The following is a 15,968-nucleotide window of genomic DNA, read 5'->3' as shown; positions in this document are numbered from 1 at the left end:
ATGACTCCTCCAAAGAAACGCGGTGGCTCTACACAGTCTCGGACATCACGTCCTCATTTCCTCGCCTCCCACTGATCGGAGCTGGTCTTGCCTTCCGTCCTGCCCATAAGTACACTGTTGGCTTCACAAAGGGAAGAGGATTCAGATGATTAAGACCATGCGCAACGCCGCACACAACTATCCGTGGTTGCTTAAATCCATCATGGGCATTCTCGCCATAGCCTTCGTCATTACGATGGGTTGGTGGGGCTTCGGGGAACAGACCGGCGGACCCGTGGCCAAGGTTGGAGAGCAATCCGTCTCGCTCGATGAATTCAAGCGCACCTACGAAAACATGCACCGCATCTATAAGGAAAACGTCAAGACGGAGTTCAAAGATGAAGAGTTCAAGGACTTCGTCATTGGACAGCTCGTCGACAGCCGTGTATGGATTATTGCAGCCGAAGAAATGGGTGTGCGGGTCTCGGATGCCGATTTACGCGAACTGATCATGCAAACTCCGGTGTTCCAGAAAAACGGAGCCTTCGACCCGGAACTCTATCGCCGCATTCTCGCCGCCAATCATCTCACTCCGGCTGCGTTTGAGGCGATTCAACACCAGGAAGTCCTGGCCAATAAAGCGCGAATGATCGTTCGGGATTCCGTTGCGCTCACCCCCGAAGAGATCGCTGAAGGGCAGTCTCTCATGACCAGACCACAAGACTCCGACCCAGCTAAGGCGGCAGAAGCTAAGCAGCGGGTGCTGGATGATATGCTGTTGCAGAAACAGCAACGAGCCTTGGTCGCCTTTCAACAGTCCATGAAAGCCAAGCTGCCCATCACCATCCGTCGGGAGCTGCTGTAATTGTACTCCCACAGTGCCTCTTCTTCGCTGGAGAACTGAGGGGAAACTCCTTAGATCTTATGTTTTTCTTCTCCTGCACCATCAAGGTGCTTTGACATTCTGACGGCTTCAACAATACCAAGAATCGAACATGCAGGTCCGAAGACTGTCGAGCACGGTCGCATCAAGGTCAACGACGAGAAGAATAACAAGCGTCATCTTTGCGGACGGGCGCGAGTTGGTGAGCACCAGTGTCTTGGCAGTGAGTCGTGATCTTTATCTGAGCGACGCGAGAACGACGCTGGCAGACTTTTCAGCATCCTGCTACAGAATCAGCATCGCGTCGCCGTAGTTGTAGAAGCGATGCCGCTCTTTGTCCGCTTCTTCGTAGGCCCTGCGAATCGGCAATTCCGGCCAAGCCGAGACCAGGATAAGTAGCGTAGTCCGCGGAAGGTGAACAGCACTTCAACGCTCTTCAACTGGCCCTCTGGAGTCGCCTGCAGCTCTCCATTTTGATACGGCTATGCTACACTGCACCTATGACTCCATCTTACACAGCATCGCAAACAGTTCCCAACTTGCGGTTGTTACCTGCTTACTTGGGCACGTCTTCTATTGAGGAAGCTATACGTACGGCCCGTGGTCGGCGCGTCCTTTGGCTTGAAATTCTGGTCAATGACCAGCTGGACCTTACGCCTTGGAGCTCGGAACCCGCCGTGCATGCGGCATACCTGACAGCATGCCGATGGTATACGCACTATCGACGACTCATCACATTCGTCTTGAACCGTGCACCTCTCCCGACCACCTCTGGACCGATTGACGCTCGGGATTACCGGACCTTTGCTGAGGCACTCTACTTTGTCCACTCTCACCCTTGACCAACTGGTTACCCTGTTAACGCGCTATGTCACCGAGTCTGGGGAAACGCTTGATCTTCTTCTCATCGGTGCACTGGCATTACCGGCCTATGGGATTGCCGGTCGCGCCACTCGCGATGTGGATGCTGAAGTAGCAGGCTCGATTGGTAGCTTATTGGATTTTCTGACCAACGCACAGGTACCGGCGGATCTGACGCAAAACTTTTCAGGCTGGTCGATCGTGGCAATGCCTCCAGGCTACCGAGACCGGGCTACGGTGCTGGTTCAGCAATCAAATCTCCGCATTCGTATCCTCACACCGATTGATTTCGTTCTCGCGAAACTACGCCGGGGCACCGATGTGGATTTAGAAGACGCCTTACTTGTCGCCCGACAGCACCGGATCAGCGCTGCGGACATTCGTACTAACGCCCACTCAGCTCTCGCAGCCTCACCCCAGGATACAGCCCTCTTCCTATTCCGCAAAACCGTCGATCTGTTCTGCCAGAATCTACCTTAAATCACTGAAAAACTAATTCCTATCCTTAAAGCAAGTGGGGGACCTTCTGAGCAATAACCTGTCACATTGCAACGAATGTTTGCCCAACTCAGCCTTATGACCACTGATGCGACGTCGCTCATGAAGAGAACCGACATCTTATCGCGCGCTATTGAGATTCAAAGAATCAGCATCGCGTCGCCGTAGCTGTAGAAGCGATAGCGCTCTTTGACCGCTTCTTCGTAAGCTCTGCGAATCGGCTCGATTCCCGCAAAGGCTGAGACCAGCATCAATAACGTGGTCCTCGGTAGGTGAAAGTTCGTCATGAGGGCGTCGACAACCTTGAACTTGAATCCCGGTGTGATGAAGAGCCGGCTTTCGCCCGACATTGGAACGATTTCCCCCTTTTCATTCGCAACCGTTTCAAGAGTGCGGACGACTGTAGTGCCAACGGCCACTACTCGACCGCCGGCCTGTTTGGTTTCCTGAATTGCCTTCGCAGTCTCTTCGCTGATGATGCACGTTTCTGTTCCCATCTGGTGATCCTCGATCTGCTCGGTCGTCACCGGCTTAAACGTGCCAGGGCCGACATGGAGCGTGACTGCGGCAACGGGAACCCCTGTATCACGCAACCGTCCCAATAGTTCTTCCGTGAAATGGAGCCCGGCAGTCGGAGCGGCGATCGCTCCGGCGTGTTTCGCAAAGACCGTCTGGTACCAACGATGATCGTCCTGAGTCGAGGCACGTTTGATATATGGAGGAAGCGGCATCACCCCTCGTGCATCAAATAATCGTGTGACCGTCCGCGAGCTATCCACCACCACTTCAGTCCCCGTGGCATCACGCTTCACGATGGTGGCACGGGATTGTTGGTCGAATTCGATAACCTGGCCTATATGGAAGGTGCCTTTGACCATGACCTCCCACCGACCCTCACCGAGGTCTTTCACAAACAACACATCGGCGGGGGTTCCGGTCGGTTTTTTGATTCCTGACACTCGCGCGGCCAAAACCTTCGTGTCATTCACGACCAGCAGATCGCCCGGATGCAGCAGGCACGGCAGATCAGAGACGCGGCGATGCACAAGCCGGTCAGCATGGCGATCAAGGAGCAGCAACCGAGCGCAATCACGAGGGCTTACCGGCTCCGACGCGACCAGGGATGGATCGAAGGGAAAGTCGAACTCGGAGAGTTGCATCAGGAAGGAGGAGGGGCCGAAGGAGGGGGAGGAGCCTGAGTCAATGAGGCATCCCGGAGCTCCGTCCCAGGATAGTAATAGCCCAGGATGCTCGAAAACGAATACCCCAATTCAGCCAACTCTTTCGCGCCCCACTGGCAAAGACCGACTGCGTGACCGGCTCCGTAACCAGAGAAGACGATATCCTCCCCGATCGACTCAACGGTAAATTGCGTGCTGGGCACCACAGTATATCCCACGGCCTTGCGTAAATCTTCGCCACGGACCATCAATTCCCCGGTCGAGTGCATGATCCGTAATGTCGCCACTCGTCCGGCTCGGCTATAGGCATGCGGCATGATCGCCGAGATTGTTCCCACCGTGAATCCTTGTTGCCGCAAGTTCTTTTCCAGCACATCCGTTTTCACGGATGCTTTCCACTGATAGTACGGAGATTCGAGGTCGAAGGGGCATTCGACCCCCTTCAAATACGGAAGATCCTTCGACCACACTGTCATGGCGTCTTCCGTAACCCCGGCTGCCGTTGAAGAGAACGCCGCATAAATCGGCGCCCCTTGGTAGGTCACGACCAATCCTCTCGTGGATTCCACCGCCTCGACGACCCGCGTGTCGATGCCGTGACGGCCGCGATAGACCTGGTCTTGAATCCCCGCCACCACATCATAGCTTCGTGCGGAGCTCAGCATGTGCTGATACAGCGCGTAGGTCCGGGCGGCGACGGCCTGCACCTTCAGCATCTCCGGATGCCAGGCCGAATTCACTTCCGCTGGCACCACGCCTTTCACATATTCTTCCAAGTCGACATGATTGACGAGGAGTCGGCCTTTTCCGCGCCGAACGAGCTGGATCACTCCACTGACTTGCAGTCCGCCCTTATCCTCGCTTGCATGCAGCGCCGTTCTCTTACCGTTCTCGCTCAGCCAAAGTTTGAGATCGTGATTTCCGGCCCGTAGCGTCAATTGGTCGGTCACCACCGCTTTGCCGTTGAGGATCAGCGCATGACCACGTACCTTGATCCGCAGAGACGGGTGATAGGACCATGCCTGATCGTGTTCGTCCGTCACCCAAATGGTCTGATCGCTTCGAACTTCCAACTGCTGGACATCGGAAGCCAACAACACGCGAATCGATCGCGCCGCGTGAGCCTCCGGCGCCATGACCGAGCCAAGGCAGATTCCGAATCCCGCTGCGCCGGCCCAGAGCCGTGCGGCTATCATCGGCGAAAGAGCCATCCTACGAGATAGAATAGCAGACTCAGCAGGATGCTGAGGACAATACTTGTCGCGATGGGGAAATAGAAACTGAAGTTGTCACGTTTGATGGAGATATCGCCCGGAAGCTTGCCGAGCCAACTGAAGGCGCTTCCTAACCCCGGAATCCGGTCCACGACGACCAGCAGCACCCCAAGCACGACAATGCCGAGCCCGATCCCGATCAAAACCTTGCCGAATGTGGTCCATTCCGGCATCGATGTACATCTCACTCCACCGCGTATCTGACGACGCAATACACGGCGCTAGCCGTTCACGAGGCATTCCGCGATCTGAATGGCGTTCAGCGCGGCTCCTTTGCGAAGATTGTCGGACACCACCCAAAGGTTCAGACCGTGTGCGATCGATTCATCTTCCCGTACACGGCCGATGTAGACTTCGTCTTTTCCGGTCGCATCGAGCGGCATCGGGTACAGTTTCTTCACCGGATCGTCGTACACGATCACGCCGGGCATGGCGGCGAGCGCCGCACGCGCGTCATTCGCCTTCATCGGACGCTCCAATTCCACGTTGATGGCCTCGGAGTGACAGCGCAACACGGGCACACGCACCGTCGTCGCCGTCACCCGAAGCGCTGGCGCGTTGAGAATCTTACGGGTCTCTTTCGCGATCTTCACTTCCTCCGAACAGTCCCCTCCCTCGTTGAACGACCCGATGTGCGGCAAGAGATTGAAGGCGATTTGGTAGGGATAGACCTTGGAAGTGACGTCGCGAAACGCGAGCAAGTCTTTCGTTTGATCCATCAATTCGTCCATGGCCGCCGCACCGGTCCCCGAGACCGATTGAAAGGTCGTCACCACCACCCGCTTGACCCCCACCGCATCGTGAAGCGGTTTAAGGGCCATGACCAACGGTGTCGTCGTGCAGTTGGGAATGGAGACGATTCCCCGAGGCATGGTGCGTAACGCCGCGGCGTTCACCTCCGGCACCACCAAGGGAACCTGCTCATCCATGCGAAACACGGCACTATCGTCGATCACCGCAATCCCGGCGGCTCCCAGTCGCTGACCATAATCTTTGCTGATGGCATCCGTCGCAGAAATGAACGCCAGGTCAACTCCCTCGAACGATGCGGATTCGGTCAGTTCTTCAACCGTCCACTCCTTTCCCTGACATACCATCATTTCACCGGCCGACCGCTTGGACGCGAAGAGCCGGAGGCTCGTCAACGGAAATTTCCGCTCCTCCAAGATCTCAAGCGTTTCCTTCCCCACCGCACCGGTGGCGCCAAGAATGGCCACCGTATACCCTGGTTTCTTCTTGATCATGAAGCCTCTACTCCACTGCCAACACGCGAATACGATGATTGAAGGTGTCGGCCACCAGCAACGTCCCGTCGCGATCCGCAACGATGCCGAATGGATAACACAAACCGGCTTTCTGGGCGACGCCGCCGTCGCCGGAATAGCAGGGGACCCCTTGCCCTGCCAGGCAGAATGCCCTACCCGATTCCCAATCCCACTGTCGGACGAGGTGATTGTCTGAATCGGTCAGAAACAGACGCCCTTCATGATCGACTGCGATCCCCGTCGGCCGTGAAAGGCTGGCTGACGGTGTCTCCGACGGCGATTCGTACCGATAGGCTCCTCCATCGCCGGCCACCGTGGTCATCAAACCCGATGTGAGGTCGACGCATCGGACTCTGCCGTTAAAGGTATCCGCGACATACAATCGGTTGCCCGCCAGCGCCAATCCGCTGGGGCCCGCGAGGGACGTGTCAATCGCATGCTTCCCATCTCCGTCGTACGTCGCATGCCCGGTTCCAGCCATTGTCCGAATCACACCGGTCTTGAGATCGACCACCCGTACACGATGATTGCTTTGATCGGCGATATAAAGCCGGCCCCTGTCGTCCACCGCCAGCGCCGCCGGTTCATTGAGTGCAGCCTGGTCAGCTGGCCCCCCATCGCCTGAGAATCGTGCTTGACCTGTTCCAGCCACGGTCATGATGATACCGGTTATCGCATTTACCATCCGCACGCGATGGTTCATCGTATCCGCAATATAGACATTCCCCGCCCGATCCACGGCAACTGCCGTAGGAAAATTCAGTTGCGCGCCTATTGCAAGCCCACCATCGCCGCCGTACCGCTTGATAGAGATGTCCGCTTGATTCGTCCAATACCGGACGGTGCCGCTCAGATCGGCTTGCTGGGTGAACTTTATTGAACTGATTTCGCCCGCGCCATCGGCCAAGGGGTCTTCATCCATGGACTGGCTGGATGTGTCCCGTGCGGATGAACGCATGCACTCCTCGCCGGACGTGCCGGCTACCGTTGAGATGACCCCGGTCGCTCGATCGACTTTGCGAACGACATGATTTTCCGAGTCGGCCACATAGACATGGCCATGGACATCGATCGCCACGCCCTTCGGCTCGTTCAAACGAGCCTCTCTTGAAGATCCTCCGTCTCCCGAACAACCACATTCGCCGTTGCCGGCGAGCGTGCTGATCATCCATGTGGAAAGAATGGCGGTCATGATCTAGAACTGGTGACTAGTTCAAGTTGCGGACAATGGCCTCGCCCATCTCCACGGTGCCGACGATCTTCGCTCCTGGGCTCTGAATATCTTTGGTCCGATAGCCCAGGTCGAGCGTTTTCACGATGGCCTGTTCGATCGCGTCCGCTTCTTTATCGAGTTGAAAGGCATACGACAACATCATGGCGGCCGATGAGATTGTGGCGATGGGATTGGCAATATTCTTTCCGGCAATGTCCGGCGCGCTTCCGTGAATCGGCTCAAAGAGACCGACCTTGGCCCCGATACTCGCCGAAGGCAACATTCCGATCGAACCGGTCAGCATCGCGGCTTCATCGCTCAAAATGTCTCCGAACATGTTGTTACAGAGCAGCACGTCGAATTGTCGCGGATTCCGCACCAATTGCATTGCCGCGTTATCCACGTACATATGTCCCAGTTCGACATCGGGATAAGACGCGTGGACGTCGATGACCACCTTGCGCCACAGCTCGGACGACTCCAAGACATTCGCTTTGTCGACAGAAGTGACCTTCTTACGCCGCTTCCGCGCCGCCTCGAATGCTACCTTGGCGATCCGCCGGACTTCTTCCGTGGAATAGACTTCCGTATTGACCCCGCGCTCGTCGCCGTTCGGCAGCTTTTCGATTCCCTTCGGCTTGCCGAAATAAATGCCGCCGGTGAGCTCACGGATCACGAGGATATCGATTCCCTCGACAACTTCGCGCTTCAACGTGGAGGCATCCACCAAATTCGAATAGAGCTTGGCCGGCCTCAAGTTGGCATAGAGCCCCAAGGCTTCCCGGATGCCGAGCAATGCGCGCTCCGGTCGCAGGCTATACTCCAATCCCTCCCATCGAGGTCCTCCGACGGCTCCCAGCAGGACGGCATCGCTTTGTTTGGCAAGCGCCAATGTGTCCTTCGGCAGCGGTACCCCGAACTTGTCGAGCGCCTGCCCGCCGATGTCGGCTGCCGCAAACTCGAACGAGTGCCCGTACTTCTCGGCAATGACCTTCAGGACCTTCACGGCTTCGGGAACGATTTCGCGCCCGACTCCGTCACCGGCCAGCACGGCAATCTTGGCCTTCACGGTTGCTCCTTTCGATGACTCATTCGGCTCAAGGCCTATTCCAGGATCCTTTCGTCCTCAAGCCGCCAGGCCGGATCGACGAGGCACAGAAACTCGATATCGGTCTCTCCGGTATTTTCGACGAACTGTTGTCCTCCCGGGGGCACATAGACAGTCGTTCCGGCTTCGATCGTGGTGACGTGGTCGTCGATCGTGAAGCGGCCCCGTCCTGCGATGAAGTAATAGACCTCCGACGAGGCCAGCACATGGCGCTTCGAGCGTTGGCCGAACGGTAATGTCCCGTGGGCAAGACTATAATTCAGTTTGAGCTGATGCTTGGCAGGGTGAAAAATCTCCCGCAAATGAGTATCGTCCTCGGCCATGAACTCGGGCCTATCCGCCAGCGTCACTTTGAACACCGATAAGCCCCCTTAGTCCAAACCGCATCACGAAAAGATAAAACTGTACCGTGGACTTCCGCGTCAAATCAAGTTCACCTTCTGTTCCCCTTGGGCCTGTTTCGTCGCCAGGTAGGCCAGCTTATTCAGGGCGCTGATATAGGCTCGAGCAGAGGCCGTGATGATATCGGTGTCGGCGCCGTGACCTGTGACCGTCCGACCATCTTCTTGCACCCGCACTGACACTTCGCCCTGTGCGTCGGTCCCACCGGTGATGGCCTTCACGACATACATCAGCAACTTGCTCTTCGTCTGTGTCATGGCCGCAATAGTACGGTACACGGCATCCACAGGCCCATCGCCGGTCCCGGTTTGAACGACGGAGGTGCCGTCGATTTCCAGTTCGACCGTGGCGGCTGGAACCTGATCCGTTCCGCTCGACACCCGAAGCGTCTTTAAGGCGATGCGCTCGGCCATTTTCGACAACTCTTCGGAGACAATGACTTCGAGATCCTCCTCAAAGATCTCTTTCTTTTGATCGGCAAGTTTTTTAAACCGCTCGAAGGCGTGGTTGACTTCCACTTCGCCGAGCTTGTACCCCAACTCCTCCAAACGCTGCCGAAAGGCATGACGCCCGGACAACTTGCCCATCACCATCTGGCTTTCAACCAATCCAATCGATTCCGGGCGCATGATTTCATAGGTCGTCTTCTCTTTGAGCAAGCCATCCTGATGAATGCCTGACGTGTGGGCAAAGGCGTTCGCCCCCACGATCGCCTTATTGGGCTGCACCACCATCCCCGTGATCTTGCTGACCAGGCGGCTGGTCTTCGCAATCTCTTCGGTCCGGATCCTGGTATCAGCCTGGTAGAAATCCTTCCTTGTCCGAAGACCCATGACAATTTCTTCCAAAGACGTGTTGCCCGCTCGCTCCCCGATGCCATTGATCGTACATTCCACCTGGCCCGCTCCATTCATGATCGCCGCCAAGCTGTTCGCCACCGCGACACCCAGATCGTTGTGGCAATGGACGGAAATTACGGCTTGTTTGGCATTGGGAACCTTGTTGCAAATCCCCTCGATCAGGGCGCCGAATTCTTGTGGGACGGCGTACCCGACCGTATCCGGGATATTCACGGTGCCGGCTCCGGCGGCGATGACCGCCTCAATGACCTCGTAGAGGAACGAGGGATCCGATCGGCTGGCATCCATGGGAGAAAATTCAACATCATCGACATACCCTCGCGCCCGCCGGACCATTTCCACGGCACGCTGCTTGGCCTGTTCCCTCGTCATCCGAAATTGATGCTTCAAATGAATATCCGACGTGGAGAGGAACGTATGGATGCGGACTTTCGGGGCCCCTTTCAAGGCCTCCCATGCCCGATCGATATCTTCGGGGCGGGCCCGCGCCAAACTACAGATCGTCGGTCCTTCGACTTCCTGTGCGATCCGCCGCACCGCCTCGAAATCTCCAGGCGAACTATAAGCAAATCCCGCTTCAATGATATCGACGCCGAGCCGGGCCAGTTGTTTGGCCACCATGACTTTTTCTTCTACGTTCATACTGGCGCCGGGCGATTGCTCACCGTCTCTCAAGGTCGTATCGAAAATTCTGATCATGCGTGCCATGCTCAACCTCCGATACAAGCTGCTCAAAAGTCCTACTTTCTCACCCGCCCATCCAGCGCACCGAGATACGCCTACTCCCTCTCAGGGCCGCAAGGAGCGGGACGATTGAGGCGTACCTTCGATACGTCGCTGGAAGGCACGCGAATGAGAACGAGCGGGAAGGCTTTTTCAGCAGCTTGTAAAAAACAAAAGCCCTCATCCCGTCGTATCCAGGGACGAAGGCTTCACGCACTCCGTGGTACCACCCTGATTTAGCCCGATGACCGGCGGGTCATCAAACCCTTCATTCTGCCTCTTACGGAGGCAAGACGGAATCTCCTACTTCACGTTCGGAGATTCGGCTCGGAGGCGAGTTCGGCGACGTCTAGGCTGGTTTGCACCACCCACCAGCTCTCTTCAGCATCTGCACCGCCCTAATTTCTAGACGACTCGCGTACTACTCCTCGTCTTCGCCGCTCACAACCCTACCGTTCCTCCCATTGTCGTCCGCCGGTTATGAGTTCGATTCGATCGGCGGAGGTTCTACCTTTCCGATACCCTTTTTCCCGGCGGCCGGAGCAATCAGTGAAAAAACTTTTTCGACCGGACCCATCAACGCATAGCCGGCGAAGATGACAAATAACATAACCGCCGGCCAGGCTGCCACCAGCATCAGCGTCAGAATACCCCAGACCAGGTAGGTAATCTGCCGGTGCCCTTTGAATTTCAGTTCCTTGAAACTACGATATTTGATCGTGCTGACCATCAAAAAGGAGAGTGCCAGCGTCATGAGCAGGACCACGATCGGCCTGACGTCCCCTCCCATCTTGAGAAGGTAATGATCGAAGACCACGAGGGACGCCACCACCCCGGCGGCGGCCGGAATAGCCAAACCGGTAAAGTACTTGCCGTCTGACAGCGCAACGGTCGAGTTGAATCGCGCTAACCGCACGGCTCCCATGGCCACATAGGCGAACATGACGGCCACCCCGAACGTCCCTTGTCCGCTCAACGCCCACGAATAGATCAACAGGCCCGGTGCGACGCCGAATGACACAACATCTGACAGCGAGTCATACTCCAGCCCGAACTGGCTCGTACTGTTGGTCAATCTGGCCGACTTCCCGTCCAGAACGTCGAAAATCATCGCGACGAGAATCGCGATGGCCGCTTCCACATAGTTGGCGTTGAAGACGGACAGGATCGCAAAGACGCCGCAAAACAAATTCCCTGTGGTGAACAGGTTCGGAATGAGATGCATGGCGGCTTTCCGCCGTTTCCCGTCTTTCCCAAACGAATTTTTGAAGCCTGCCGTCTTCATGGCAACTCTCCAATGATGGTGGCACCGCCGTTCACACGATCGCCCACCGCCACGCGAATCTTCGTGCCGATCGGCAGAAAGGTATCCATACGCGACCCAAAACGAATCAACCCATACCGTTCGCCTCGGATCGCCCGGTCCCGCGGCGAGATCCAACACACGATGCGCCGGGCGATCAAGCCCGCCACTTGCACACACAACACCTTGATACCGTCGCCTGTCTTGATCATCACGGCGTTCTGTTCGTTCCGCAACGTCGCTTCCGGCTTGCTGGCGACCAGGAACAGACCCGGTTGGTACTGCACATCCTCGACCACTCCGTCACAAGGCATCCGATTGATGTGGACATCGAAAACATTCAAAAAAATCGTAAGCCGCACACTGCGCTCTTTCAAGTAGCGTGGCTCGAACTCTTCTTCGATGGCGATGACTTTCCCATCGCCGGGAGCCACCACCAGATTGGGACCCTGCGGTATGACTCTGGCTGGATTGCGAAAGAACCAGGCAGAGAACACCGTCGCGACGGCACCGACACATGCGACGACCGGCCAGCCCAGCGATGCAGTCAATAGTGTAATGCCGGCGGGCACCGCGATGAAGGGAATTCCTTCTTTGGCAAAGGGGATACCGACTGCACGATCCGCCACAGAATTTGCCTCACTCTACGAGAGGTGTTCGAACGAGCTATCCAGCACAGTTGCAGCAGTGAGCCGACGACGCACATGCCATAGCGCTTCGCAGAACCGTTGCACGATACAAAAACGACACCGACAGTCTGTTTCAACCATCCCTAGTTCTTGGTTTTATCAACCAACTGATCTTTCTTAAGCCACGGCATCATCCCCCGAAGCTTCGCTCCGACGGCTTCGATGGGATGGGCTTCTCCTTTGGCAAGGAGCGCATTGTACACCGGTCGATTGGCTTGATTCTCCAAGACCCATTCTTTGGCAAACCGTCCTGTCTGGATTTCTTCGAGAATCCTTTTCATCTCCTGCTTCGTCTGTTCAGTCACCACGCGAGGACCTCTGGTCACATCCCCGTATTTCGCCGTCGTGCTGATCGAGTAGCGCATGTTGGCGATCCCGCCTTGATAAATCAAATCGACGATGAGCTTCACCTCATGCAAACACTCGAAGTAGGCCATCTCCGGCGAGTACCCGGCTTCGACCAGCGTCTCGTACCCGGCTTGGATCAACGACGTCAAGCCGCCGCAGAGCACGGCCTGTTCACCGAAGAGATCGGTCTCGGTTTCCTCGCGAAAATTCGTTTCGATGACACCGGCGCGTCCACCGCCGATCGCACTTGCGTAGGCCAATCCTACCTGCCTCGTGGTCCCGCTGGGATCCTGATGGATCGCCAGGAGGCACGGCACCCCGCTGCCCTTCATGTACTCGGAACGGACGAGATGTCCTGGGCCCTTGGGAGCAACCATGAAGACGTTGACGGAGGCCGGCGGCACAATCTGCCCGAAGTGAATATTGAAACCATGTCCGAACGCCAAATAGGATCCTGCCTTAAGATTGGGCGCCACCTCCTGCCGATAGATAGCGGCTTGGGCTTCATCGGGCGCCAAAATCATCACGACATCGGACGTCTTCACGGCATCCGCGACGGGCATGACCTTGAGTCCGCTCTGTTCGGCTTTTTTCCACGAGGCACCCTCACGCAACCCAATCACGACCGACACACCGCTTTCTTTCAGGTTGAGCGCATGGGCATGGCCCTGGCTGCCGTAGCCGATCACGGCCACGGTCTTGTTTCGGATCTGCTGAATATCGGCATCCTTATCATAGTAAATTTTCATGACGCCCCTTTCTCTCATCTTACCAGCATAGAGCTATCTAGCAAAACTGACGCACGAAGCAGAATATCAGTCGCGGGCCACCTTCTTCGCTTGAATCGCAGCCGGACGGACCGGTTCCCGGGCGACGGCCACGCGTCCGGTGCGGACCAACTCTTTGATCCCGAGCGGCTGAAGCAAGTTGATGATCGCTTCAATCTTCTTGGGGTCACCCGAGACCTCGATAGTGTACGTGCTCGGTGTCGAATCGATCACGTTTGCTCGAAAGATATCCACGATTCTGAGCGCCTCGGCCCGATCCGCATCCTTCGTGTGCACCTTGATGATCGCCGTCTCTCGTGAAACAAACTCCGTTTCGTTCAAATCCACGACTTTGATGACGTCGATGAGTTTATTCAACTGCTTCACGATCTGCTCGATGATCCGCTCGTCACCCGACGTCACAATCGTCATCTGCGACATGGACGGATCGAGCGTCGGGGCGACCGACAAGCTCTCGATGTTGAATCCACGGCCGCTGAAGAGCCCTGCGACTCGTGACAAGACCCCGAATTTATTTTCAACGGTGACTGAAATGATGTGTTCCATCTTTTCTAATCTCGTGTGCTGAGTACTGAGGACCGAGTACACGATTCACTCGGCGCTCAACACTTTCTCTTATGCGGTGAGCACCGTATCTTTATCTTCCGGCGTCACCTTTGCCGCACCGGATTGCTTCTTCTTCAACTCCGGCGGATCCTCCAGGATCATCTCATGGTTGCAGCCGCCGGCCGGGATCATCGGATAACAATTTTCATAGGGATAGGTCGGCACGTCCACGATGACGGGCTTATCCGTTGCCAAAGCTTCTTTCAGGACGGCATCCAAGTCGCCGATCGTCTTCACCCGCAATCCAACTGCTCCGTAGGCATCGGCCAGTTTGACGAAATCCGGCGTGGTATCGAGGTAGCTCGACGCATAGCGCCCTTCGTAGAAGAGATCCTGCCATTGCCGCACCATGCCGTGGAACCCATTGTTCAGCACAATGATCTTCACCGGCAGTTTGTTCACGACAGCGGTCGCCATTTCCTGCATGTTCATCTGCACACTGCCGTCTCCCGCAATACACAGGACCAGTCGGTCCCGGAATGCGGCTTGCGCCCCCATTGCGGCGGGAAATCCGAACCCCATCGTGCCAAGCCCGCCCGAGGTGAGCCAGCGGTTGGGCTTGGCCAACTTGAAATACTGGGCGGCCCACATTTGGTGTTGTCCGACATCCGTCGAGACGATGGGATCTCGATCCTTGGTCAGTTCATACAGCCGCTTGACCACCTGCTGCGGCTTGATCGGCCCGTCATTTTCCTGGTGATAGGTCAACGGATGGGCCTGTTGCCATTCCCGGATCTGATCCCACCAGGGTTTGCGAAGATCTTTCTGTTCCCCGTTGACCGTCGCGCGCAAGATCTGATTCAGCTCACGCAGCACCGTCTTACAGTCGCCCACGATCGGAATGTCGACATGAATGTTCTTCCGAATGGAAGTCGGATCGATATCGACGTGAATCACTTTCGCATAGGGACAAAACTCCGACACTTTTCCTGTCACCCGGTCGTCAAACCGTGCACCGACGGCGATCACCAAATCCGAATAATGCATGGCCATGTTGGCCTGATAGGTCCCGTGCATCCCGAGCATCCCCATGGACAAGGGATGTTCTCCCGGAAACGCGCCAAGCCCCATCAACGTCATGTCCACCGGGATCTGGGTCATCTCGGCCAATTCGAGCAACTCCGGGGAGGCTCCCGAGAAGATCACCCCGCCGCCGACATAAAGGATCGGCTTCTTGGCTTTCATGATCGCTTCGGCCGCCTGCTTGATCTGCCATTTATTTCCGTCGTAAGTCGGGTTGTACCCTCGGATCGAGACGGAATTCGGATAGGTGAATTCAGCTTTGGCCATGGAGACATCTTTGGGAATGTCGACCAAAACCGGCCCAGGGCGACCGGTCGTTGCGATATAAAACGCCTCTTTGATCGTTGCCGCCAAATCGTTCACGTCTTTGACGAGAAAATTATACTTCGTGCAGGGTCGGCTCAACCCCACGTTATCGGCTTCCTGAAAGGCATCGTTCCCGATCAAACTGGTCGGTACTTGGCCGCTGAAACAGACCACTGGAACAGAATCCATGTAGGCATCGGCCAAGGCCGTAATGACGTTGGTCATACCGGGGCCGGAGGTGACCAAACACACGCCGGCTTTTCCCGTCGCCTTCGCATAGCCTTCCGCCATATGGCCGGCACCCTGTTCATGCCGGGTCAAGATCACTTCAATATCTTTCTGTTGGTGGAGCGTATCGAAGATCTTCAAGACGACCCCGCCGGGAAGCGCGAAGATGGTCTTCACTCCTTCCCGCTTCAGGCATTCGATGAAGATTTCAGCACCGGTGAGCTTCATGGCACCCTCCCTCCGACCGCACGCATACGATTGACAGTCAACCGTGAGCCGTTACAACGGCACCCCTCACGAAACACGCATCATCGTGCAGAAATGTGTTTGAAATCAAGGGGAAAGATTCAAGATCGTATCATTCTCACAAGGGACCGTCAATAGAAGGGTCTCAGGAGGTGATGTAATCTTCTCTGTGTAAAAGACGAAG

Annotated in this window: 15 protein-coding genes; 2 read left to right on the top strand and 13 right to left on the bottom strand. The window is 56.3% G+C overall.

The annotated features are described in order from the left end of the window. The first annotated feature begins 145 nt into the window (after positions 1-145). The gene (locus A4E19_11365) at positions 146-844 is read left to right on the top strand and encodes a hypothetical protein (protein OQW37983.1); all 699 of its coding nucleotides are present in this window, start codon (positions 146-148) and stop codon (positions 842-844) included. An 840-nt stretch (positions 845-1,684) separates the two neighbouring features. Further along, positions 1,685-2,203: a hypothetical protein gene (locus tag A4E19_11360; protein OQW37982.1), complete on the top strand. Its 519-nt coding sequence runs from the start codon at positions 1,685-1,687 to the stop codon at positions 2,201-2,203. A 158-nt stretch (positions 2,204-2,361) separates the two neighbouring features. Here the strand turns inward: A4E19_11360 and A4E19_11355 are convergent, their stop codons facing one another. From A4E19_11355 to A4E19_11295, 13 genes are all read right to left on the bottom strand, one after another. Continuing rightward, positions 2,362-3,381 (bottom strand): hypothetical protein, encoded by a 1,020-nt coding sequence (locus A4E19_11355; GenBank protein OQW37981.1) that lies wholly within the window; start codon positions 3,379-3,381, stop codon positions 2,362-2,364. Next, positions 3,381-4,598, bottom strand: a complete 1,218-nt coding sequence (locus tag A4E19_11350; GenBank protein OQW37980.1) for a hypothetical protein — start codon at positions 4,596-4,598, stop codon at positions 3,381-3,383. The genes A4E19_11355 and A4E19_11350 overlap by 1 nt, the downstream gene beginning before the upstream one ends. After that, on the bottom strand, positions 4,595-4,849 hold the full coding sequence (locus A4E19_11345) for a hypothetical protein (GenBank protein OQW37979.1): 255 nt from the start codon (positions 4,847-4,849) through the stop codon (positions 4,595-4,597). Before A4E19_11345 ends, A4E19_11350 begins: the two co-directional genes overlap by 4 nt. A 48-nt stretch (positions 4,850-4,897) precedes the next feature. Next, positions 4,898-5,920: an aspartate-semialdehyde dehydrogenase gene (locus A4E19_11340; protein OQW37978.1), complete on the bottom strand. Its 1,023-nt coding sequence runs from the start codon at positions 5,918-5,920 to the stop codon at positions 4,898-4,900. 7 nt (positions 5,921-5,927) lie between these two features. Next, positions 5,928-7,133 (bottom strand): hypothetical protein, encoded by a 1,206-nt coding sequence (locus A4E19_11335; protein OQW37977.1) that lies wholly within the window; start codon positions 7,131-7,133, stop codon positions 5,928-5,930. Between the two features lie 16 nt (positions 7,134-7,149). Then, positions 7,150-8,223, bottom strand: coding sequence for a 3-isopropylmalate dehydrogenase (locus A4E19_11330; GenBank protein ID OQW37976.1), 1,074 nt, complete (start codon positions 8,221-8,223; stop codon positions 7,150-7,152). A gap of 35 nt (positions 8,224-8,258) precedes the next feature. Then, complete coding sequence (locus A4E19_11325) at positions 8,259-8,585, bottom strand: mannose-6-phosphate isomerase (protein OQW38062.1); 327 nt, start codon at positions 8,583-8,585, stop codon at positions 8,259-8,261. 99 nt (positions 8,586-8,684) lie between these two features. Next, positions 8,685-10,232: a 2-isopropylmalate synthase gene (locus tag A4E19_11320; GenBank protein OQW37975.1), complete on the bottom strand. Its 1,548-nt coding sequence runs from the start codon at positions 10,230-10,232 to the stop codon at positions 8,685-8,687. Positions 10,233-10,725: 493 nt separating this feature from the next. After that, complete coding sequence (locus A4E19_11315) at positions 10,726-11,532, bottom strand: hypothetical protein (GenBank protein OQW37974.1); 807 nt, start codon at positions 11,530-11,532, stop codon at positions 10,726-10,728. Further along, positions 11,529-12,179 carry a hypothetical protein gene (locus A4E19_11310; GenBank protein OQW37973.1) on the bottom strand — a complete coding sequence of 217 codons (651 nt, stop codon included), beginning with the start codon at positions 12,177-12,179 and terminating at the stop codon, positions 11,529-11,531. Before A4E19_11310 ends, A4E19_11315 begins: the two co-directional genes overlap by 4 nt. Before the next feature lie 143 nt (positions 12,180-12,322). Further along, entirely contained in the window at positions 12,323-13,336 is a 1,014-nt protein-coding gene (locus A4E19_11305; protein OQW37972.1) for a ketol-acid reductoisomerase, read from the bottom strand. A 66-nt stretch (positions 13,337-13,402) separates the two neighbouring features. Continuing rightward, entirely contained in the window at positions 13,403-13,921 is a 519-nt protein-coding gene (locus tag A4E19_11300) for an acetolactate synthase small subunit (GenBank protein OQW37971.1), read from the bottom strand. Positions 13,922-13,990: 69 nt separating this feature from the next. Then, positions 13,991-15,766 carry an acetolactate synthase catalytic subunit gene (locus A4E19_11295; GenBank protein ID OQW37970.1) on the bottom strand — a complete coding sequence of 592 codons (1,776 nt, stop codon included), beginning with the start codon at positions 15,764-15,766 and terminating at the stop codon, positions 13,991-13,993. Positions 15,767-15,968: the final 202 nt, after the last annotated feature.

This window comes from Nitrospira sp. SG-bin1 (assembly GCA_002083365.1).
In the GTDB taxonomy this organism is placed as follows: domain Bacteria; phylum Nitrospirota; class Nitrospiria; order Nitrospirales; family Nitrospiraceae; genus Nitrospira_D.
Note: the sequence above shows the minus strand (reverse complement) of the source record. Positions and strands in the feature narration are given on the sequence as shown.